Here is an 18729-nt window from a genome sequence, read left to right as displayed (position 1 = left end):
TCAGCCACCCACCATCTGCAGGAACTCGCCTTCGGAGAGTACTTCGATGGGCTGGCCGCGGTCGTGGAGCTCCAGGACGCGCCGGGCCTTGCCGGTCAGCCTACCGGACCGCAGGTCCGCGGCAACAAAGCCGTCACCCACCACCAGCACCGTGGTGCGGGCCGTCACCCGGCTTTCCGGCCGGGCACCCAGCTCGGCCGAACGCACCTTCGCTTCCGGCCGGGCCATGGAGAGCTCGCCGGTGAAGACAACGGTCTGGCCGTACAGCGGGTGGGAGGGTTCGGCGTCGGCATTGGGGACGGGATTGTCGCCCTCCTCCGGCCACCCGGACTGGAACGGGCGCACCAGCGCGGCGCTGCCTCCGCCAGCGGCACCGGCAAGGGCGGTAAGGCTGGCTTTGGACAGGACATCGTGCGCAGGGTCAAACGCCTCCTGATGCGGCAGGACCAGGCCCAGCGACAGGTAGAGCTCGGCAATGCTGTTGGCGTTGTTCCGCGCAGCGATGTCGATCAGGATGCCGGCGCAGGCGCGGGCGTCTTCTGCGGCGTCGTGGTGGTTGACCAGCGGCACGCCGGCTTCCTCCGCGGCGAACGGCAAGGAATTGGAGACCAGGGAGTAGCAGCGCCGGGCCAGCATCACGGTGCAGACGTAGTCGTAGGCGGGGCCGGGCAGGCCGGAGACCTCAAGCCCTGACCGGATCACTCCCAGGTCAAAGGCCGCGTTGTGCGCCGCCAGGATGTCGTCCCCGATGAAGGCGCCAATTTCCGGGAACAGTTCACCGAAGCGGGGACGGCCCGCGACGTCCGTGGCTTTGATGCCGTGGACCCTGACGTTGTGGTACTCGAAGTGGTCGTGGTTGACCGGAGGCCGCATCAGCCACGACGCCTCATCCACCACGCGCCCGCCGCGCACTTTTGTCAGGCCAACCGCGCACGGTGAACCCCGGAAGCCATTGGCCGTCTCGAAGTCGATCGCCGTAAAGTCCAAACCCACGGCCCATACTTTACCGCCGGACAGGCCCGTTCCCGTGTCACCAGGGCGGCCCTGTCGCGGATATCACGCGTCCGACGCCGGTGGCGGGTTAGGGAATCGCCCGCCGCAGCGTGAGGTAGGAGCCGCCGGCAAGCACCACACACAGGGCGGCAGCCCAGGCGCCCATGGTCAGCGGTGTCTGCTGGACGAACCAGGAGCCGATGCTCCCCCACCACTGGTTCAGCGTCGCCAGCGCCACAATGCCAAGCAACAGCACGGCCGAGCCGATCAGGGAGATCAGCATCCCGATGGTCCCCCAGCGTTTGTAGATCGTGGCGAACCAGAAGCCGATGATGAACATGAACATCATGATGGTGAAGTAGAACACCGCCGTGCCGTACCAGGGCCCGTCCGCGACCCAGGGGAGGGCGAAGAAGAATCCATTGACGCCCCAGCCGCTGGTGGCCCGTTCAACGATGCCGCCCAGGAGGTAGATGGCCGTCATGGCCACGGCCAGCACGGAAAACAGGCCCAGGGTGCCCAGGTAAAAGGCCCGGCGGCTCACGCTCAGCGCCTGCGAAAACGGGAAAGCCAGCGTCATGCTCTGGATGCCCAGCACCATAAAGTACCAAAGCGGAGCCTGGCTGCCGCCGCCGAACTTGGGCTCGTCCACCGGGATCAGGGCGAATATGGCGATCGAGAGGAGAAAGGCCGCCGCGAGTATGACCAGCGGGTTCCCCAGATATGTCCATTTGGTGACGAGTTGCATCCGCGCCACCGCCATTGCCTTGCTCATCGTGCTGCCTCCAATGCATCGCGTTCCGGTCCGTCACCTGGCGCCTGGCGCCGGGTGTGGTTGTCCACGGTCTTCCTGATAACGAGCTGCTGGAGGGACACGGGAACCACTTCCAGTCCCACCCTGGCGGCTTCCGCCAGCTGCACGGGGCTGAGGGCTTCGTCAACAGTGACCGACGCCAGCGAGGCCATGGTCTCGCGGTGCAGGACCTTCCTGCCCGCGAGGAACGCGTCCACCTTGCCTGCCGGGCCCACCAGCGTCGTCGCGGACCCCCTCAGCGCATCCGCCTCGGCATCGATAAGGATCCTTCCCGCGTCAATCACAATGACGTGGTCCAGGAGGTTTGCCACTTCGTCAATGAGGTGGGAGGACAGGATGATCGTGCGCGGATAGTGCGTGAAGTCGGCCAGGAGCCGGTCGTAGAACAGTTGCCGGGCAACCGCATCAAGCCCGAGGTAGGGTTCGTCAAAGAACGTCAGCTCCGCCCGTGACGCCAGGCCGATGATCACGCCCACGGCGGACAGCTGCCCCCGGGAGAGCTTCTTGATCCGCCGCTTGACCGGGAGTCCGAAGTCACTGATGAGCCGTTCTGCAAACGCCTGGTCCCAGTTGGGGAACAGCAGCCGCGCGGCTTTGAAGGCATGGAACGGCGTGAAGTCATCGGGGTATTTCTGCGATTCGCGGATAAAGCAGACCCGGGACAGGACCCTGTCATTTTCGTACGCCGGCTCGCCGAAGACCAGCGCCTCCCCCGAGGTGGCGAACGCCTGCGCCGTCAAGACGGACATCAGGGTGGTCTTGCCGGCACCGTTACGTCCCAGCAGGCCGTAAATCCGGCCCCCTGAAAGACTGATGCTCACGTCGTCGAGTGCCAGGACATCCCGGTACCGTTTTGTGAGATTCCTTGCTTCAACCACTGTTTCGTTCATAATGCCGCGCTCCTTTCCTGGTTGCCGTCCGCTGCCGTCGCGGCCTCTGCGCCGCGTGTGATCATGCGGCTGAGCTCGTCCGGTGGAATGCCCAGCTTGCGTGCCTCCGCTGCGAGCGGCCGCACGTACTGCTCAAAGAATTCCTGGGTCCGCCGCGCCACCAAAGCCGCCCGGGCACCCGTGCAGACAAACATGCCGATCCCCCGCCTTTTGTAGAGGATTCCCTCCTCCACCAGGAGGTTCACACCCTTTGCTGCCGTGGCCGGGTTGATCCGATGGAACGCCGCGAACTCGTTGGTGGACGGGACCTGGGATTCCTCCGGGAGGTTGCCGTCCACGATGTCGTTTTCTATCAGTGCGGCAATCTGCAGGAAGATCGGCCTGCTGTCGTCTATCACTGGCGCCGCCTTGATCCTCATCCACGAGGCCGGAAAACCTCACTGGTTAGTTACTTGTGTAACTAACCATACAACCAGGATGCCCGGGTGCGTCAAGTACCCTGAGGAGGTGAACTTTCTTGCGATCAGCGACCTTGCCGCGCCCATGCTGGGTGGTGCAGGACCGGTCCAGCCGCAGCTGGCCTCCTTCCTGCCCGACTGGCTGAACCCCCAGATTTTCCTGGCCGATCCCGCACTTGCGCCCTGGGTGGTGCTGCTGGTCTGCGGAATTGTCTTCGCCGAGACCGGCCTGCTGGTGGGATTCTTCCTTCCCGGCGATTCGATGCTGTTCACGGCAGGGCTGTTGGTGGCAACGGACACCATCCAGTTCAATGTCTGGCTCCTGGCGCTCCTGATCACCATTTCCGCCATCATCGGCAACCAGACCGGCTACCTGATCGGCTCCAAGGCCGGTCCCGCCATATTCAACAAGCCGAACTCCCGCCTCTTCAAGCGCGAAAACGTGGAGAACGCACACGCCTTCTTCGAAAAGCACGGCGGCAAGGCGCTGATCCTCGCCCGCTTCGTGCCGATCATCCGGACCTTCGTGCCCGTGATCGTTGGCGTGGCCCAGATGAACAAAAAGAAGTTCTTCCTGTTCAACGTGATCGGGGCGGTCCTGTGGGGCAGCGGCGTCACGCTGTTGGGCTACCTGCTCGGTGACAGGGTCCCGTGGGTCCGGGAGAACCTGGACATCATCTTCATCGTCATCGTGCTGGTCTCCGTGATTCCGATCGGCATCGAAGTACTCCGCGGAATTTCCGCCAAGCGCCAGGCGGCTAAGTTCGGCACCGACCCCGTTGACGAATTCATTGAGGAGCACGAACCCGAAGCCGAACGGAAGACGCACCGGGACTAGTACCTTGAAGCGCCGCCGGCCGGCGCTGGCACCAAAGACAAAGCTAAGGGAGCCCCACCATAGTGGGGCTCCCTTAGCTGTTAGAGGGCGTTTCGGGTGTGTGCCCTACTGCCGCGCGAGTGCCTCGACAATGGCCGGCAGGAGTGCCCGGAAGGCCTTCGCACGGTGGCTGATCGCGTTCTTTTCCGCCGCTGACAATTCAGCGCAGCTGCGGTCCTCGCCGGCCGGCTGCAGCACGGGGTCGTAGCCGAAGCCGCCGTTGCCGCGGGGTTCGCGCAGGAGGGTCCCCTCAAGCTGGCCGTACTCCACCACTTCGCGGCTCCCGGCGCCCGGTCCCGGGACAGCCAGGGCCGCAGCGCAGACAAACGCGGCTCCACGGTGCCCGTCGGGGACATCGGAGAGCTGGTCCAGCAGAAGCTTCAGGTTGGCGGCGTCGTCACCGTGGCGGCCGGACCAGCGCGCGGAGAAGATTCCGGGCGCCCCGCCCAGCACGTCCACGGCCAGCCCCGAATCGTCGGCGATGGCCACCAGCCCAGTGGCCTCCGCAACGGCGCGCGCCTTCAACAGCGAGTTTTCGGCGAACGTCACGCCGGTTTCGACGACGTCTGGCGCACCCACCGCCGCGGCGTCCACCACTTGCGTGTCGACGTCGAGCCCGGGGACCTGTCCGCGCAGCAGCTCCCGGAGCTCCCTGAGCTTGCCCTTGTTGTGCGTGGCCAGGACGAGGCGCGGTACGGGCGCGCCGTCAGGTTCAGCGTTCGGGGTCACAGCGTCCTGGTTCACAGTGCGTCGGCGAGGGTTTCGCGCTGGATCGCCGCCAGGGCGGTGGTGCCCAGGAGGGCCAGGTCCAGCAGCTGGTTCAGCTCGTCCCGGTCGAAGGGAGCACCCTCTGCGGTGCCCTGGACTTCCACGAACTTCCCGGATCCGGTGACCACCACGTTCATGTCGGTTTCGGCGCGGACGTCCTCAACGTAGGGCAGGTCCAGCATGGGCACGCCGTCGATGATGCCCACCGAAACCGCCGCGATCGTGTCGATCAGGGGCTGGGCGTTCTTGGCGATCAGCTTGTTGTCGCGGGCGAAGCGGATGGCGTCCGCCAGTGCCACGTAGGCGCCGGTGATGGCCGCGGTGCGCGTTCCGCCGTCGGCCTGGAGGACGTCGCAGTCCAGGACGATCGTGTTTTCGCCCAGGGCCTTGGTGTCAATGATGGAACGCAGCGAGCGTCCGATCAGCCGGGAAATCTCGTGGGTCCGCCCGCCGATTTTCCCCTTGACAGATTCGCGGTCGGAACGGGTGTTGGTGGCCCGGGGAAGCATGGCGTACTCCGCCGTGACCCAGCCGCGGCCTTCGCCCTTGAGCCAGCGCGGCACGCCCGCCGTCAGGGACGCCGTGCACAGGACCCTGGTGTTGCCGAACTCGATGAGGGCCGATCCCTCGGCCTGCTTGGACCATCCGCGGGTGATACTGATGGGGCGGAGCTGGTCGGGGGCGCGGCCATCGGCACGCACTACGGGCACTGCAGTTGCTTCAGAAGTCATGCCTTTAGCTTATCGACTCGCCGTGGGACGTCCTGCCACGGACAGCCCTTCCCCCCGTCCGGTGCAGCATGTCATCGTTGCAGCATGCAGACGGTGTACGAGGCTGCCGGCAGTGCCGACTTTTTCCTGAGGCTGGCCAACGCCTGGCATGCAAGGGTAATGGCCGACGAGGTAGTCAGCCACGCGTTCAGCCACGGATTCCATCCGCAGCACAGCCACCGGCTCGCAGCCTATTGGACGGAGGCGTTGGGTGGCCCGCCCGTGTATTCAGACTCGTATGGTGACGAGACATCAGTGATTCGGCTGCACAGCGGCAACGGCCCGCACGAGGACATGGACCGCAGGGCGGTCGCCTGCTTCGACCAGACGCTGGCCGACGTCGGGCTCGCTGATGACGATCCGGTGCGCAAGGTGCTGCACAATTACTTCACCTGGGCGGCCACCACCACGATGTCCCGTTACCAGCGCTCTGCAGAGGACGTGCCGGACTGGCTCCGCATCCCGCACTGGTCCTGGGACGGCCCGGTCGGTGAAACAGGTTCCGGCGGTGCAGACAGCAGGCCGTCGGCCAAGGGGCCCTAGACGGTGTAGTGCACACCGGCCACGGCAACGGCCACGTCGCCGCCGAACACGGGGCGCGCTTCGGCCATAACAGTGGTGGGCGATGTCCAGACGGGGATGTGCGTGAGCAACAGCCGGCGTGCGCCCGCGCTCTCCGCGGCCTCGCCGGCACGCTTTCCGGTCAGGTGGACATCCTTGATGTCGTCGTCGCGGCCTTCCTCAAAGGCGGCCTCGCACAGGAACAGGTCAGCGTTCTTTGCCGCTTCCTCCAGCCCGGCGCAGGAATCGGTGTCCCCGGAATACGTCAGGATCCGGCTGACCGCGTTGCCCTGCTTGTCCGGTTCGGTCACTTCCACCCGCAGGGCGTAGGCCTCCTTTACGGGATGGTTCACCGCGAACGGCGTCACCGTGAACGGCCCCACCGTGACGGATTCCCTTTCGGTCCAGTTGGTGAAGTCGAATTCCTCGTGCATCCCCGGATCGAGCTCCAGGCCGTAGGCGGTGGCCATCCGGTCCGCCGTCGCGGCGGGGCCCCACACCGGAATCCTGCCGCGTCCCCAGCCGCCGGGCTTCCAGCGGACGGCCACGTGCAGGCCGCACAAGTCCATGCAGTGGTCCGGGTGCAGGTGGGTCAGGAAGATCGCGTCGATGTCCTCAAGGTCCGTGTATCGCTGGATGGCGCCAAGGGCTCCGCTGCCAAGGTCCATCACGATCTTCCACGTCCGCTCGCCGTCGCTGGCGGTCAGGAGGTAGCAGGACGCCGGGGAGCTCGGGCCGGGAAACGAGCCGGTGCAGCCGACGATGGTGAGCTTCACAGGGCAGGTCCTCCGGCCCGGTGGGCGCCCACAAAGTTCGAAATCCGAGGTCCCGACGACGACTGCCGGGCGCTGGCGGTCTGCGCAGCCGCGATCATCTCGGGGGTGATCCGTGCCAGGCTGCCGGTGGGGTATTGGGCCGCCACATGGTCCACATGCCGGACGGACAGGACCTCCGGCCCCAGGAAACGGCGGGCCAGCGTTTCGAACTGGCCGGCGTCACCGGTGGCGATGAAGTGGTGTTCCGGCGGTGTTACCGCAGTGCGCTGAAGGTCGTGGGTGGCGAGGGCCCGGTACACGTCCTTCGCCGTTTCCTCCGCGCTGGACACGAGCGTCACGGCGTCGCCCATCACGAACGAGATGACGCCGGTCAGCAGCGGATAGTGCGTGCAGCCCAGCACCACGGTGTCCACGCCTGCCGCCTTCAGCGGCGCCAGGTACTCCTCGGCAATAGCCAGCAAGGCGGGTCCGGTGGTGATCCCGGCCTCCACGTAGCTCACGAACTCGGGGCAGGCCACAGACGTGATCGCCAGGTCCGGCGCGGCGGCGAACGTGTCTTCGTACGCCCGTGAACCAACGGTGGCGGAGGTTCCGATGACGCCGATACGCCCGCTGCGGGTGGCAGCGACAGCCCGCCGGACGGCCGGCTGGATCACCTCGATGACGGGGATGCCGTATTTCGCCGTGTACCGCTCGCGGGCGTCCCTCAAGACAGCGGCCGACGCCGAGTTGCAGGCAATGGTCAGCAGCTTGACGCCGGAGTCCACCAGTTCGTCCATCACGCCCAGGGCGTTGGCGCGGACTTCGGCAATGGGCAAGGGCCCGTAGGGGCCGTTGGCGGTATCCCCTACATAGAGGATGGACTCGTTGGGGAGCTGGTCGATGATGGACCGCGCCACGGTCAGTCCGCCGACACCGGAATCAAAGATGCCGATGGGGCGGGACCCCACCTGGGCGGTGGTGCTGCTGGCTGCGGAGTCCGATGCGGCTGCGCCTGACGGATCCATGCTCGAGGCTGTAGTCATGATTATTCGAGGATAGGTCTTCCCCGGGGCCGCAGCCATCACATTGTGGCGCCCGACTCATGTCAAATTTGTCACATTGGCGGTCGAATCCCGGAACAGGACAGCAGTTCAGGCCCGTGAGTCCAGGGACTGGAGCATCGCCTGAACCAGTGATTCCTGCAGCCACGTGGTGAAGTTGTACACCAGGGCGAGGTAACTTTCCACGTCCTCGGCCTGGGACCAGTCCTGCATCAGGTGCACGTGTTCGGCGTCCTCTTCATCCCGGATATCCAGGCGTTCCGCCAGCACCAGGCGCACATCGTTCAGGGCCATGGACCAGAACCTTGCCCCTTCGGCGGTGAGGACCACTTCGTCCCTGTCCAGGTCCAGGGCGGCGGCGCGCAGCGCGCCGATCTTGGTTTCCCGCAGCGAGCGCTCGGTGAGCTGGCGGAACTCCAGGGACGCGCCGTCGTCGTTCTTCGTCACGTTGGGCAGCAACCGCTTAACGGCACGGTCCGTCGGTTCCTGGACGTCCATGTCCAGTCCGATCAGGGCGGCCAGCGGATCCTGGCTGGTGTGTTCGGCCGGCTGGAGCATGGAGATGACGTCATCGATCAGGCTGCGGAGCAGTTCCCGTTCGGCGGGTTCCAGGAACCCGGTGATGCCCTTGAGCCCGTATTTGAATGCCTTAGCCACGTTTCCCCTTGCCCTGCCCGGACCCGCCGGATTTTCCTGAGTTTTTGGAGCTTCCACCGTTTCCGCCGGTGGCCCTCTCCACGGTGGCCCAGAGTCCGAAGCCGTGCATGGCCACGGCATGCCGCTCAACCTGTTCCTTGCTGCCGTGGGCCACAATGGACCGGCCCTTTTTGTGGACTTCCATCATCAGCTTGTTGGCTTTGGACTCGGAGTAGCCGAAGTAGCTTTGGAAGACATAGCTGACGTAACTCATCAGGTTGACGGGATCGTTCCAGATCACCAGGTTCCAAGGGATGTCCGGGGCGGTCAGGGAGTCCGTGGACGCCTCTGTCCCGGTCCGGGTGCCCTCCTGTGTATCAGGGCCGAGCGCAACGCTTAAGGTCATCTGTCCATTCTATGGGGAGCATGGGCCCACGCCGGATGGGCCCACAGCGGCGAGGGCCCCGCGGCGAAGCGAAGCGAGACGTGGGAGCCGGTGGGGAGGGCCCCGCGGCGAAGCGAAGCGAGACGGGGGAGCCGGTGGGGACTAGAGTGAATTTTGTGAGTACCTCCGCCAGCTGGGACCATCCCCGCACGTCCTTTTACACAGACCACTACGAGCTGACCATGCTGCAGGCGTCCCTGCACTCGGGCGCCGCACACCGCAGGTCGGTCTTCGAGGCTTTTGCCCGGCGCCTGCCGGACGGCCGGCGGTACGGGATTGTGGCGGGAACGGGCCGCCTGCTGGAGGGCATCGCCGACTTCCGGTTCGGCGAAGCCGAGCTGGACTTCCTGGGACGGACCGGCGTGGTCAACCGGGACACCCTGGACTACCTGGCGAACTACCGCTTTTCCGGTGACATCTGGGGCTACCCGGAGGGCGAGGCGTACTTCCCCAATTCCCCCATCCTGATTGTCGAATCAACGTTTGCCGAAGCCTGCATGCTGGAGACCTACCTGCTCTCTGTCCTGAACCATGACAGTGCCATCGCTTCCGCCGCCTCCCGCATGATCACCGCTGCCGGCAACCGGCCCTGCATTGAAATGGGATCCCGGCGGACCCACGAGGAATCGGCAGTCGCGGCAGCCCGCGCCGCCGTCATTGCCGGGTTCGACAGCACCTCCAACCTCGAGGCCGGCTTCCGGTACGGCATCAAAACGGTAGGGACCGCCGCGCACTCCTTCACGCTCCTCCACGACACCGAGCGGGAAGCCTTTGAGGCGCAGATCGCCTCCCTCGGACCCGGCACCTCGCTGCTCGTGGACACGTACGACGTCGAAGCAGCGGTGCGTGCCGCCGTCGAGTTGGCGGGGCCCAGGCTGGGGGGCGTCCGGCTCGACTCCGGCGACCTCGTGGCCCAGGCCCAATGGGTCCGGCGCCTCCTGGACGAGCTCGGCAACGTGAACACCAACATCGTGGTCACCTCGGACCTGGACGAGTTCGCCATCGCCGCGCTGCAGTCCGCCCCGGTGGATTCCTACGGTGTGGGCACCTCGCTGGTCACCGGTTCCGGTGCACCCACCGCGAGCATGGTCTACAAGCTCGTCAGCCGCACCGACGATGCCGGCAATTTCGTCTCCGTGGCAAAAACCGCCAAGAACAAAACCAGCATGGGCGGCCGGAAGTACGCGCTGCGCAAGCTCAACGAGCGGGGGGTGGCCACCCAGGAAATTGTGGGCATCGGCCACCGCCCCGAAGACGACGACAACGACCGGCCGCTGCTTCAGCAGTTTATGAAGAACGGCGAGCTGCTGCCGGGCTGGACCGGACACGAGGGTGTGGTCCGCGCCCGCCAACGGCACGCGGACACCATGGCCGAACTGCCCGGCGTCGTCAACCGCCTGCAGCGCGGCGAGCCTGCCATCCCCACCATCTACGAGGAGAACTGATGTCCCGCGCCCTGATCATCGTTGACGTCCAGAACGACTTCTGCGAGGGCGGCTCCCTTGCCGTGGCCGGCGGTGCCGGTGTTGCCGGAGCCATCAGCGAGTACGTGGACGCCCATCACAACGAGTTCGACCACATAGTTGCCACCCAGGACTGGCACATTGATCCCGGCGCGCATTTTTCCGACACGCCCGATCACAAGGACAGCTGGCCGCGGCACTGCGTGGCCGGCACCCGCGGCGCAGAACTCCATCCGGACCTGGACAGCGAATATATCCAGGCCTACTTCCAGAAGGGCCAGTTCGCCGCGGCGTACTCCGGCTTTGAGGGCCTGCTGGCACCTGAGGATGCCGTCCCCACCGGGGAACGCCAGCCGGGCGCCATGCCCGCTGACGCGGATGCCTACGCACCCGCGGACAACGCCATCGGACTGGACGACTGGCTGCAAAGCCACGACGTGGAGGACGTTGTAGTGGTGGGGATCGCCACCGACTTCTGCGTGATGGCCACCTCGCTGGACGCGGTCCAGGCCGGCTACTCCGTCACGGTCATCCGCTCACTCACCGCCGGCATTGCCGAGGACCTGGAGGATGCCGTCGCCGAAATGGAGCTGGGCGGCGTCGAAGTCGCGTAAGTACTACTTCCGGCCGATGAACCAGTCCTGGAGCTTCCGCAGCCTGGACTGAAGCTGTTCCTCGTTCGCCTGGGCCACCGGAGGGCCGCCACAGACGGTCCGCAGCTTCGTGTGCACCACGCCGTGCGGGGTTCCGGTCCGCGCCGACCAGGCCGCCACGTTCTTGGCCAGTTCGTTGCGCAGGTCCATCAGCATCCGGTGGTCCGGCATGGCCGGCGCCGCGGCGGCCGGCTCGGCTGCCGGTGCGCGCCGGTTCTTGCGGTTGAGCTGTTCGTGCTGGCGCTGCCGCAGCAGCGTCCCCACCTGCTCGGCATCCAGCAGTCCGGGGATGCCCAGGAAATCCAGTTCGTCCTCCGAGCCCACTTCTCCCCCGGTGCCGAACTCGCCGCCGTCGAACAATACCCGGTCGAAGGACGCCTGCGAGTCGAGGGCCTCGAACTTGCCCTTGGTAAGGCTGTCGGACGCCTTGTCCTCCCGGTTGGCCTCTTCCATCAGCGAGTCCTCGGGATTGAACAGGCCGTCGCTGTCCTCTTTCTCGGGGCGGTCCAGCGCGTGGTCGCGTTCGGCCTCCATCGAGTTGGCCAGGGCCATCAGTGTCGGCACAGACGGCAGGAAGACCGAGGCCGTTTCGCCGCGTTTCCGGGCGCGCACAAAGCGGCCCACGGCCTGGGCGAAGAACAGCGGCGTGGAGGTGGACGTCGCATAGACGCCGACGGAGAGCCGGGGCACGTCCACGCCTTCTGACACCATCCGGACGGCCACCATCCACCGCTTCTCGCTGACAGTGAATTCCTCGATCTTGCTGGAGGCCTTGGCGTCGTCGGAAAGGATCACGGTGGGCGATTCGCCGGTGATCCTTTTCAGCTGCCCGGCATAGGCCCTGGCATCCTCGTGGTCCGTGGCGATGACCAGCCCGCCGGCGTCCGGAACGGTGCGGCGCACTTCGCTGAGGCGTTTGTCCGCCCCCGCCAGGACAGCGGGAATCCATTCCCCGGCCGGGTTCAGCGCCGTCCGCCACGCCTGCGACGTGATGTCCTTGGTGACCGCGGACTCGCCCAGTGAGGCCGCCATTTCCTCGCCGGCACTGGTGCGCCACCGCATCTGGCCCGAGTAGGCCATGAACATGACAGGGCGCACCACGTGGTCACGCAGGGCATTGCCGTAGCCGTAGGTGTAGTCCGCTTTCGAGCGCCGGATGCCGTCCTTGTCCTGCGCGTATTCAACAAACGGGATGGGCGAGGTGTCGGAGCGGAACGGCGTACCGGTCAGGGAGAGCCGCCGTGCCGCAGGGTCAAACGCTTCGCGGAGGCCGTCGCCCCAGGACAGGGCTTCGCCGCCGTGGTGGATCTCGTCAAGGATCACCAGGGTGCGGGCGGCCTCGGTCTTGGCGCGGTGCAGCATGGGTTTGCTGGCCACCTGCGCGTACGTGACAGCCACGCCGACGAAACCGCGGCCGTGCTGGCCATCGGAGTTCTTGAAGTTGGGGTCGATGGCGATGCCCACCTTGGCAGCGGCATCGGCCCACTGCCGTTTCAGGTGGTCCGTGGGCGCCACGATGGTGACCCGGTTGACCGCCCCGGATTCGATGAGCATGGAGGCCACGCGCAACGCGAACGTGGTCTTGCCGGCGCCGGGAGTTGCTACGGCCAGGAAGTCGCGGGGGTCGGTCCTGAAGTAGAGGTCAAGGGCCTGCTGCTGCCAGGCACGGAGTTTTTGGGCGGTTCCCCAGGCTGCGCGTTCCGGATAGGCCGGTGGCAGGGTGGGGCCGCCAAAGAGCGTCTCCGTCACTACTTGTTGTTGCCCGAGTCCCCTCCGGGACCCTTGCCGCCGTCGTTGCCCGGGCGGAGGCCATCATAAACCTCTTTGCACATGGGGCACACCGGGAACTTCTGCGGATCCCGGCCCGGCGTCCACACTTTGCCGCAGAGGGCAATGACAGGATCACCCGTCAGCGCGGATTCCATGATTTTTTCCTTGCGCACGTAGTGCGAGAAGCGCTCCCGGTCACCGGGCTCCACTTCCTGGCGCAGCTCTTCGCGCTCGATGGTCGCCGTGGACGTTCCAGCCCCGGAAAGCTCGCGCATCGGGTCGTTTTCGAGAGGGTCCGTCATGCTAGTCATGCCATCCATCTTAGCGTCCCGGGACGGAGGACGTTCGACGGCGGGAGGACCGTTTTGCACTCACCGCACCCGCCGCCGTCGTCCGTTCCGCGCAACGCCGGTACCCGCCCGCCCATGGTGTGTGGCCGGAATTACAGCTCCTGCCAGGCAGGCTTGTGATCGTACGTGTGCCGGTAGAAGTCGGCGAGCTTCAGCGACGATGCCGCGGCCTGATCCACCAGGATGGTGGCGTGCGGGTGGAACTGGAGGACCGAGGCCGGGCAGATGGCGGCGACGGGCCCCTCCACAAAGTCGCGGACGGCCGGTGCCTTCTGTGCCCCGGTGGCGATGAGGACAACGTGCCGGGCCTCGAGGATGGTGCCCAGCCCCTGGGTCACCACATGGTGCGGCACCTCTGCCAGGCTGCCAAAGAATCTGGCGTTGTCCCGGCGCGTCTGCTCGATCAGCGTCTTGATGCGGGTCCGGGAGGCGAGCGAGGAACCGGGCTCGTTGAAGCCGATGTGGCCATCCGTACCCACGCCCAGGAGCTGCAGGTCCACTCCGCCCGCTGCCCGCATGGCCTCCTCGTAGGCGGAACAGGCCGCGGGCAGGTCCGCGGCCGCCCCGTCAGGCGTATGGACGTTGCCTTCGGCGATGTTGACCCGGCTGGTGAATTCCCGCCGGATGACTTCCCTGTAGGACTCCGGATGCCCGTGGTCCAGCCCCACGTATTCGTCCAGGGCAAAGGCATGGGCACTGCTGAAGTCCAGCCCGTCACGCTGGTGCCGCGCCGCCAGCTCGTCGTAAACCGGCAGCGGCGATGACCCTGTGGCGAGGCCCAGGACGGCGGTGGGCTTGCGCCGGAGCAGGGCTTCGATCGCATCGGCGACGAGCTGTCCGATCTGCTTGCTGCCCTGGAGGATGACAACTTCCATGTCCGGCCGCCTTTCTGGTGCTTTACGTCTGGTGCTTTACGGAGTCAGCGGTTGACGGTCAGTTGGGCCAGCAGCTCGGGTCCGCGGGCGTCAAGCCACTTTCCACCCAGCCGAATTCCCGCACCAAACAGCGCCAGTCCCAGCATCAGGCCGACGGCCAGGTTGGCCCACCCGAACATGGCATTGCCCGTGACCAGCTGCGCGATGAGCAGGCTCACCTCGGGCAGGACCAGCAGGCTCAGGACGCCCATGCCGGCAAACTGCACCACCAGGGTCTGCCCTACGTTGCCCGGGGGTTTCTTGAACGGGCTGTCCCCGGGCAACGGGACGGCCACCGTGTAGCGTGCCGACACCACGGACGACAAGCCAAGCCCGGTGAAGAGGATGCCCAGGCTCAAGCCCAACTGGCCGGGCAGTTCCGACCAGCTGCCGGTAAAGAAGTACTGGCCCACTGCAAAGATCAGCACCACGGGCAGGGCAAAAGCCAGGCAGGCCAACGCCCTGCCCAGCCGGTCGTCCACACCGCGGACGCCCGTGGCCACATGCAGCGCGAATGCCGTGTTGTCATAGGAGACGTCCGCTGAGATGGACCAGGCCAGCAGGAAGGCAGCCAGCGGTGCAGCCACCGCCAGTACCCCGTAGTCACCGGACTGGCTGCCCTGGAACACCAGCAGGATGGGGAGCAGCGGGACCACCACCAGGGAACCGGAATAGCGGGGATCGCGCAGCCAGTAGGTCAGCGCGCGCGCTGTTACTGCACCGGCCGGTGTGGCCGGCAGCAGGTCGAACAGCCCCAGTTTGCCACCCTTGCGGCTCCCGCTGCCGGCGTAGGGCGGGTTGACCAGGGCCCGTTCAAGGAGCAGTTTCCAGCACCAGGACAGGACTGCGAGGGTTGCAGCGGCGATCACGAGTTTCAGTGCGGCCGCTCCCGGGCGGCCAACCGCAACATCACCACCGAGGGACCACGCGGCACCAAGTGGTGTCCAGGACAACGTGGCAGCCAGCTCCGGCAGGAAACCCGTCGAGGCGCTGATGCCCCTGCCCACGCCAGCGACAATCGGGCCCATCAGGACCAGCGGGACCATGAAGGCGATGGCGCTGACATCCTTGAACCGGCGCGACGACGCCAGGCTGGCGGTGGCGGTGGTGACCACTTTGGACAGGACAATACATGTCAGAACGCCGACGGCGGCGCCCACCAGTGCGGCAACCGCGGGAAGGGGGCCACGGGCCCAGGTCCACACGGTGGCGAGCGCTGCGAGCGCGGTGGCCAGGCCGGGGATGCCGATCAGCCCGCCGAGGGCCAGTCCCGTGAGCAGTTGGCGCATGGGGATGGCGGAGGTGGTGAAGCGGGCAGGGTCCAGGGTCAGGTCCGCGGCGGACGCGACCACCGGAATGAGGCCCCAGCCGAGGAGGGCCGCTGAACCACCAAGCACCACAACCGTCTGGGCCAGTTCGGGGTCTCCAGTGCGCAGCAGGATCAGTGCCGCGACCACTATGCCCACCAGCCCCAGGGCATAGAGGCCGCCGAACGCCAGGCCGACGAGCTGCCAGGGGCTGCGGCGAAGGCCGTTCCGCAGCAGGGTCAGTTTGAGCCTTAGGAGGTGCGCAACCATTCCAGGCCTTCCGTGTGGTTGCGTCCGCCCACCAGCTGGACAAACCTTTCTTCCAGCGTTGCGCCGGCGCGGACTTCGTCCACGGTCCCGGTGGCGAGGAGCCTGCCGGCCGCCACCACGGCGACGTGGTCGCACATACGCTGGACCATGTCCATAACGTGGCTCGAGACGATCACCGTCCCGCCGGAGGCTACATAGCTGTCCAGGATGGACCGGATGTTGGCCGCCGAGACGGGGTCCACGGACTCGAAGGGTTCATCGAGCACCAGCAGCCGCGGGGCGTGGATCAGGGCCGAGGCGAGGGCGATCTTTTTGGTCATGCCGGCGGAATAGTCCACCACGAGGGTCCCGGCGTCCTGATTCAGGTCCAGGGCGGATAACAGCTCCCCCACGCGCGAGGCCACCACGTCTTTGTCCATGCCACGCAGCAGCCCCGCGTACGTGACCAGCTGTTCGCCGGTGAGCCGGTCAAAGAGGCGGACACCGTCAGGGAGGATGCCCAGCAGCTTCTTGGCCTCCAGCGGCCGGGCCCAGACGTCCACCCCGTGGACAACGGCTGTCCCGAAGTCGGGCCGCAGCAGGCCGGTGGCCATCGACAACGTGGTGGTCTTGCCGGCGCCGTTGGGCCCCACGACGCCAAAGAATGAGCCTGCCGGGACGTCGAGGCTGATGCCGTCCACGGCGATTTTTCCGCCGAAACGCTTGGCGAGGCCGCGGATGGACAAGGCAGGAGCGGGCCCGGCGTGCACCACCGGATCGGAGTGGGGATCAGGATGCGCAGCAGTCATGATGCCAGCCTAGACCCAGGGCCCTGCCGAAGGGGTCCTCCCGCGGGAGTAGTGCCAAAGGCGTAGGGAACCCTAGAACGAATGCCGCGGCATGGCCCGTTCGTACTGCGGTGCCCAGGGGAGGTCATGCCCCAGTTCAAACGCCGCACGGAGCCACCAGTGCGGATCCCGGAGCGCGGCCCGGGCAATAAACACGCCGTCGGCCTGCCCGGTGGCCACGGCATGCTCGGCCTGGCCTGCGGAAGTCAGCAGGCCCACGGTGCCTGTGGGGACACCGGCTTCCCGGCGGATGCGTGCGGAGAAGTCCGTCTGGTAGCCCGGACCCGGCCTGATGTCCTGATGGGCCACGGCCCCGCCGCTGGAGACGTCGATGAGGTCCACTCCGTGCTCCGCCGCCTGGGCGGCCAGCCGGACCGAAGCCTGGACATCGACGCCGCCCGGCGCCCAGTCGGTGGCTGAAATCCGCAGCAGCAGGGGCATGGCTTCGGGGATGACGTTGCGGACGGCATCAACGACGGCGAGCATCAGCCGGTTCCGTCCGGCCTCATCCCCGCCCCAGGAATCGGTCCGGGTATTGATCAGCGGGCTTTGGAACTGGTGCAGGAGGTAGCCGTGCGCGCCATGGATCTCCACGGTGTCGAAGCCGGCGTCCACGGCACGTGCTGCAGCGGCCGCGAAATCGGAAATGACGTCCTGGATCTGAGCCTCGGTCATCGCGGCGGGTTCGGCAAAGCCGTCGAAGGCAAGCCGTGACGGCCCCACCGTGGGCCAGCCGCCGTCGGACTCCGGGACGCTGCCCCGCTGCCCGGCGAACGGCCAGTAGGCAGACGCTTTCCGGCCGGCGTGGGCAAGCTGGGCGCCGATCTTCGCTTCCGCGGCACCGTGCCGGTGCACAAAGGACGTGATCCGCTGCCAGGCCTCGGCCTGTTCGTCGTTGTACAGCCCGGCATCGCGGGGACTGATCCTGCCGGCCGCGTTCACGGCGGCCGCCTCGGTGAGGATCAACGCGGCGCCGCCCGCGGCGAAGGAGCCCAGATGCATCAGGTGCCAGTCGTTCGGAACCCCCGGGGCGCCGTCGGGACCGCAGCTGTACTGGCACATGGGTGATACCCAGCCGCGGTGCGTGAGCTCCAGGGAGCGGAGCTTGAGCGGCTGGAACAGGGCCGGCACTAGAACAGGACCCTGGCGAGTCCTTGGCGTGCCTTGGCAACACGGGGGTCGGACGTGCCCACCACGTCAAAGAGCTCCAGGAGGCGTACGCGGGCAGTCTCCCGTTCCGGGCCGAAGTTCCGGCCGATGAAGCTCACCACGCGGTTCAGCGCGTCCTCCACGTGGCCGCCGGACACGTCCAGGTCCGCCACGCCCAGCTGGGCGGCCAGATTGTCAGGTTCGTTGGCGGCGAGGGTACGCAGGGCTTCCGACTCCTCGGCGGAAAGCGGTTGGAGCCGGGCCATCAGCTCCACCTGGGCCAGGCCTGCCTTGGCCTCGGCGTCGGCGGGCATTTCCAGCAGGGCCTGCCGGTAGGCCACGGCGGCGGCCTCATAGTCGCCCGTTTCAATGGCGTCGAACGCGGCCTGGTGCAGCGGCGGAAGAGGTGCTGGTTCAGTCTCCATGGGCGCACTGCCCCCGCCGAGGCTGCCCGTAACCCCATTGGCCGCCGCGACTTTCAGCAGTTCATCCAGGAGGGGACGGATCTGGGATTCCTCGGCGCCGCCCTGGAAGAGCGGTACGGGCTGGCCTTTGAGGACGGCGACGGCCGTGGGGACGGCCTGGACCTGGAAGGCCTGTGCCAGCTGCGGGAAGGCTTCGATGTCCGCCGCCCCCAAGACCAGGCGGCCGCCGTAGCTGTTGATGACCCGCTCCAGCGAGTCGAGCATCGCGGCGGATTCCGGCGAGTACGCGGCCCATAGCGCGAAGACCACCGGAACCTGGGCGGAAAGCTCCACGAGTTCCTGGAAATTGCCTTCGGTGACAGTGACCCGCAGCGGTGCCGCGCCGTCGTCGGGCGTTAACGCACCGGCTTCTGCGCTGGCACCCGCATCCCCGGAAACAGGCGGATTGCCGGGAGCCGCAGGCGGCGCCTGGCGCTGTTTCAGGGATGAAAGGTCGACGGCGCCACGCAGGTTAAGCAGGCTGGCAGCGGCGGGAGGGACTGGGCGGGAAGCTGGCGAACTCATGCTTTC

21 protein-coding genes are annotated in these 18729 nt (G+C 66.7%); 4 read left to right on the top strand and 17 right to left on the bottom strand.

The features are described 5' to 3' along the window. The 4 genes from MUN23_RS17460 to MUN23_RS17445 all read right to left on the bottom strand — a co-directional run bounded on the left by MUN23_RS17460 (position 1) and on the right by MUN23_RS17445 (position 3095). Entirely contained in the window at positions 1 to 993 is a 993-nt protein-coding gene (locus tag MUN23_RS17460) for an exonuclease domain-containing protein (RefSeq protein ID WP_248760038.1), read from the bottom strand. Between the two features lie 88 nt (positions 994 to 1081). Next, a complete protein-coding gene (locus MUN23_RS17455; protein ID WP_248760036.1) occupies positions 1082 to 1768 on the bottom strand; it encodes a hypothetical protein in 687 nt (228 codons plus the stop codon). Next, positions 1765 to 2697 carry an ABC transporter ATP-binding protein gene (locus tag MUN23_RS17450; RefSeq protein WP_248760034.1) on the bottom strand — a complete coding sequence of 311 codons (933 nt, stop codon included), beginning with the start codon at positions 2695 to 2697 and terminating at the stop codon, positions 1765 to 1767. The genes MUN23_RS17455 and MUN23_RS17450 overlap by 4 nt, the downstream gene beginning before the upstream one ends. Further along, complete coding sequence (locus MUN23_RS17445; protein ID WP_248760032.1) at positions 2694 to 3095, bottom strand: GntR family transcriptional regulator; 402 nt, start codon at positions 3093 to 3095, stop codon at positions 2694 to 2696. Before MUN23_RS17445 ends, MUN23_RS17450 begins: the two co-directional genes overlap by 4 nt. A 124-nt stretch (positions 3096 to 3219) precedes the next feature. Here MUN23_RS17445 and MUN23_RS17440 point away from each other — a divergent pair, with 124 nt between their 5' ends. Then, entirely contained in the window at positions 3220 to 3993 is a 774-nt protein-coding gene (locus MUN23_RS17440) for a DedA family protein (RefSeq protein ID WP_104061292.1), read from the top strand. A 105-nt stretch (positions 3994 to 4098) separates the two neighbouring features. Here MUN23_RS17440 and rdgB read toward each other — a convergent pair whose 3' ends face one another. Next, positions 4099 to 4761 carry an RdgB/HAM1 family non-canonical purine NTP pyrophosphatase gene (gene rdgB, locus MUN23_RS17435; protein WP_248760030.1) on the bottom strand — a complete coding sequence of 221 codons (663 nt, stop codon included), beginning with the start codon at positions 4759 to 4761 and terminating at the stop codon, positions 4099 to 4101. A gap of 11 nt (positions 4762 to 4772) precedes the next feature. Then, complete coding sequence (gene rph / locus MUN23_RS17430) at positions 4773 to 5531, bottom strand: ribonuclease PH (protein WP_058932038.1); 759 nt, start codon at positions 5529 to 5531, stop codon at positions 4773 to 4775. Positions 5532 to 5615: 84 nt separating this feature from the next. Between rph and MUN23_RS17425 the strand changes: the two genes are divergently transcribed. Further along, positions 5616 to 6113 (top strand): group II truncated hemoglobin, encoded by a 498-nt coding sequence (locus MUN23_RS17425; protein ID WP_248760029.1) that lies wholly within the window; start codon positions 5616 to 5618, stop codon positions 6111 to 6113. Here MUN23_RS17425 and MUN23_RS17420 read toward each other — a convergent pair. From MUN23_RS17420 to clpS, 4 genes are all read right to left on the bottom strand, one after another. Then, positions 6110 to 6907: an MBL fold metallo-hydrolase gene (locus MUN23_RS17420; protein WP_248760028.1), complete on the bottom strand. Its 798-nt coding sequence runs from the start codon at positions 6905 to 6907 to the stop codon at positions 6110 to 6112. The genes MUN23_RS17425 and MUN23_RS17420 overlap by 4 nt on opposite strands. Further along, positions 6904 to 7971, bottom strand: coding sequence for a glutamate racemase (gene murI, locus MUN23_RS17415; protein ID WP_248760027.1), 1068 nt, complete (start codon positions 7969 to 7971; stop codon positions 6904 to 6906). The genes MUN23_RS17420 and murI overlap by 4 nt, the downstream gene beginning before the upstream one ends. A gap of 69 nt (positions 7972 to 8040) precedes the next feature. After that, positions 8041 to 8607: a DUF2017 domain-containing protein gene (locus MUN23_RS17410; protein WP_248760026.1), complete on the bottom strand. Its 567-nt coding sequence runs from the start codon at positions 8605 to 8607 to the stop codon at positions 8041 to 8043. Continuing rightward, complete coding sequence (gene clpS, locus MUN23_RS17405; protein WP_248760025.1) at positions 8600 to 8992, bottom strand: ATP-dependent Clp protease adapter ClpS; 393 nt, start codon at positions 8990 to 8992, stop codon at positions 8600 to 8602. Before clpS ends, MUN23_RS17410 begins: the two co-directional genes overlap by 8 nt. Before the next feature lie 155 nt (positions 8993 to 9147). Between clpS and MUN23_RS17400 the strand changes: the two genes are divergently transcribed. Further along, entirely contained in the window at positions 9148 to 10476 is a 1329-nt protein-coding gene (locus MUN23_RS17400; RefSeq protein ID WP_248760024.1) for a nicotinate phosphoribosyltransferase, read from the top strand. Beyond that, a complete protein-coding gene (locus MUN23_RS17395; protein WP_248760022.1) occupies positions 10476 to 11108 on the top strand; it encodes an isochorismatase family protein in 633 nt (210 codons plus the stop codon). Before MUN23_RS17400 ends, MUN23_RS17395 begins: the two co-directional genes overlap by 1 nt. A 3-nt stretch (positions 11109 to 11111) precedes the next feature. On the opposite strand, the gene MUN23_RS17390 is transcribed toward MUN23_RS17395, so the two are convergent. The 7 genes from MUN23_RS17390 to MUN23_RS17360 all read right to left on the bottom strand — a co-directional run bounded on the left by MUN23_RS17390 (position 11112) and on the right by MUN23_RS17360 (position 18723). Further along, positions 11112 to 12896 (bottom strand): DEAD/DEAH box helicase, encoded by a 1785-nt coding sequence (locus MUN23_RS17390; protein WP_248760020.1) that lies wholly within the window; start codon positions 12894 to 12896, stop codon positions 11112 to 11114. Continuing rightward, complete coding sequence (locus MUN23_RS17385; protein ID WP_248760018.1) at positions 12896 to 13237, bottom strand: DUF3039 domain-containing protein; 342 nt, start codon at positions 13235 to 13237, stop codon at positions 12896 to 12898. Before MUN23_RS17385 ends, MUN23_RS17390 begins: the two co-directional genes overlap by 1 nt. A gap of 122 nt (positions 13238 to 13359) precedes the next feature. Continuing rightward, the gene (nagB, locus tag MUN23_RS17380; RefSeq protein ID WP_248760016.1) at positions 13360 to 14142 is read right to left on the bottom strand and encodes a glucosamine-6-phosphate deaminase; all 783 of its coding nucleotides are present in this window, start codon (positions 14140 to 14142) and stop codon (positions 13360 to 13362) included. Between the two features lie 44 nt (positions 14143 to 14186). Next, positions 14187 to 15758, bottom strand: a complete 1572-nt coding sequence (locus MUN23_RS17375) for a transporter (protein WP_248760014.1) — start codon at positions 15756 to 15758, stop codon at positions 14187 to 14189. Further along, on the bottom strand, positions 15740 to 16546 hold the full coding sequence (locus MUN23_RS17370; protein WP_248760012.1) for an ABC transporter ATP-binding protein: 807 nt from the start codon (positions 16544 to 16546) through the stop codon (positions 15740 to 15742). Before MUN23_RS17370 ends, MUN23_RS17375 begins: the two co-directional genes overlap by 19 nt. Before the next feature lie 72 nt (positions 16547 to 16618). Beyond that, positions 16619 to 17716 (bottom strand): NADH:flavin oxidoreductase/NADH oxidase, encoded by a 1098-nt coding sequence (locus tag MUN23_RS17365; protein ID WP_248760010.1) that lies wholly within the window; start codon positions 17714 to 17716, stop codon positions 16619 to 16621. Further along, the gene (locus tag MUN23_RS17360) at positions 17716 to 18723 is read right to left on the bottom strand and encodes a tetratricopeptide repeat protein (RefSeq protein ID WP_248760008.1); all 1008 of its coding nucleotides are present in this window, start codon (positions 18721 to 18723) and stop codon (positions 17716 to 17718) included. Before MUN23_RS17360 ends, MUN23_RS17365 begins: the two co-directional genes overlap by 1 nt. Positions 18724 to 18729 lie beyond the last annotated feature (6 nt).

It is taken from the genome of Pseudarthrobacter sp. SSS035 (assembly GCF_023273875.1).
GTDB lineage: Bacteria > Actinomycetota > Actinomycetes > Actinomycetales > Micrococcaceae > Arthrobacter.
The sequence above is the reverse complement of the archived record's forward strand: the minus strand, read 5'-3'. Positions and strand labels throughout refer to the sequence as shown.

Excerpts from the sequence above, each read along its gene's own strand:
- MUN23_RS17455 (WP_248760036.1), bottom strand. The coding sequence starts at position 1,768 with ATGAGCAAGGCAATGGCGGTGGCGCGGATGCAACTCGTCACCAAATGG.
- MUN23_RS17450 (WP_248760034.1), bottom strand. The coding sequence starts at position 2,697 with ATGAACGAAACAGTGGTTGAAGCAAGGAATCTCACAAAACGGTACCGG.
- rph (WP_058932038.1), bottom strand. The coding sequence starts at position 5,531 with ATGACTTCTGAAGCAACTGCAGTGCCCGTAGTGCGTGCCGATGGCCGC.
- MUN23_RS17425 (WP_248760029.1), top strand. The coding sequence starts at position 5,616 with ATGCAGACGGTGTACGAGGCTGCCGGCAGTGCCGACTTTTTCCTGAGG.
- murI (WP_248760027.1), bottom strand. The coding sequence starts at position 7,971 with ATGGCTGCGGCCCCGGGGAAGACCTATCCTCGAATAATCATGACTACA.
- clpS (WP_248760025.1), bottom strand. The coding sequence starts at position 8,992 with ATGACCTTAAGCGTTGCGCTCGGCCCTGATACACAGGAGGGCACCCGG.
- MUN23_RS17395 (WP_248760022.1), top strand. The coding sequence starts at position 10,476 with ATGTCCCGCGCCCTGATCATCGTTGACGTCCAGAACGACTTCTGCGAG.
- MUN23_RS17385 (WP_248760018.1), bottom strand. The coding sequence starts at position 13,237 with ATGGATGGCATGACTAGCATGACGGACCCTCTCGAAAACGACCCGATG.
- nagB (WP_248760016.1), bottom strand. The coding sequence starts at position 14,142 with ATGGAAGTTGTCATCCTCCAGGGCAGCAAGCAGATCGGACAGCTCGTC.
- MUN23_RS17375 (WP_248760014.1), bottom strand. The coding sequence starts at position 15,758 with ATGGTTGCGCACCTCCTAAGGCTCAAACTGACCCTGCTGCGGAACGGC.
- MUN23_RS17370 (WP_248760012.1), bottom strand. The coding sequence starts at position 16,546 with ATGACTGCTGCGCATCCTGATCCCCACTCCGATCCGGTGGTGCACGCC.
- MUN23_RS17360 (WP_248760008.1), bottom strand. The coding sequence starts at position 18,723 with ATGAGTTCGCCAGCTTCCCGCCCAGTCCCTCCCGCCGCTGCCAGCCTG.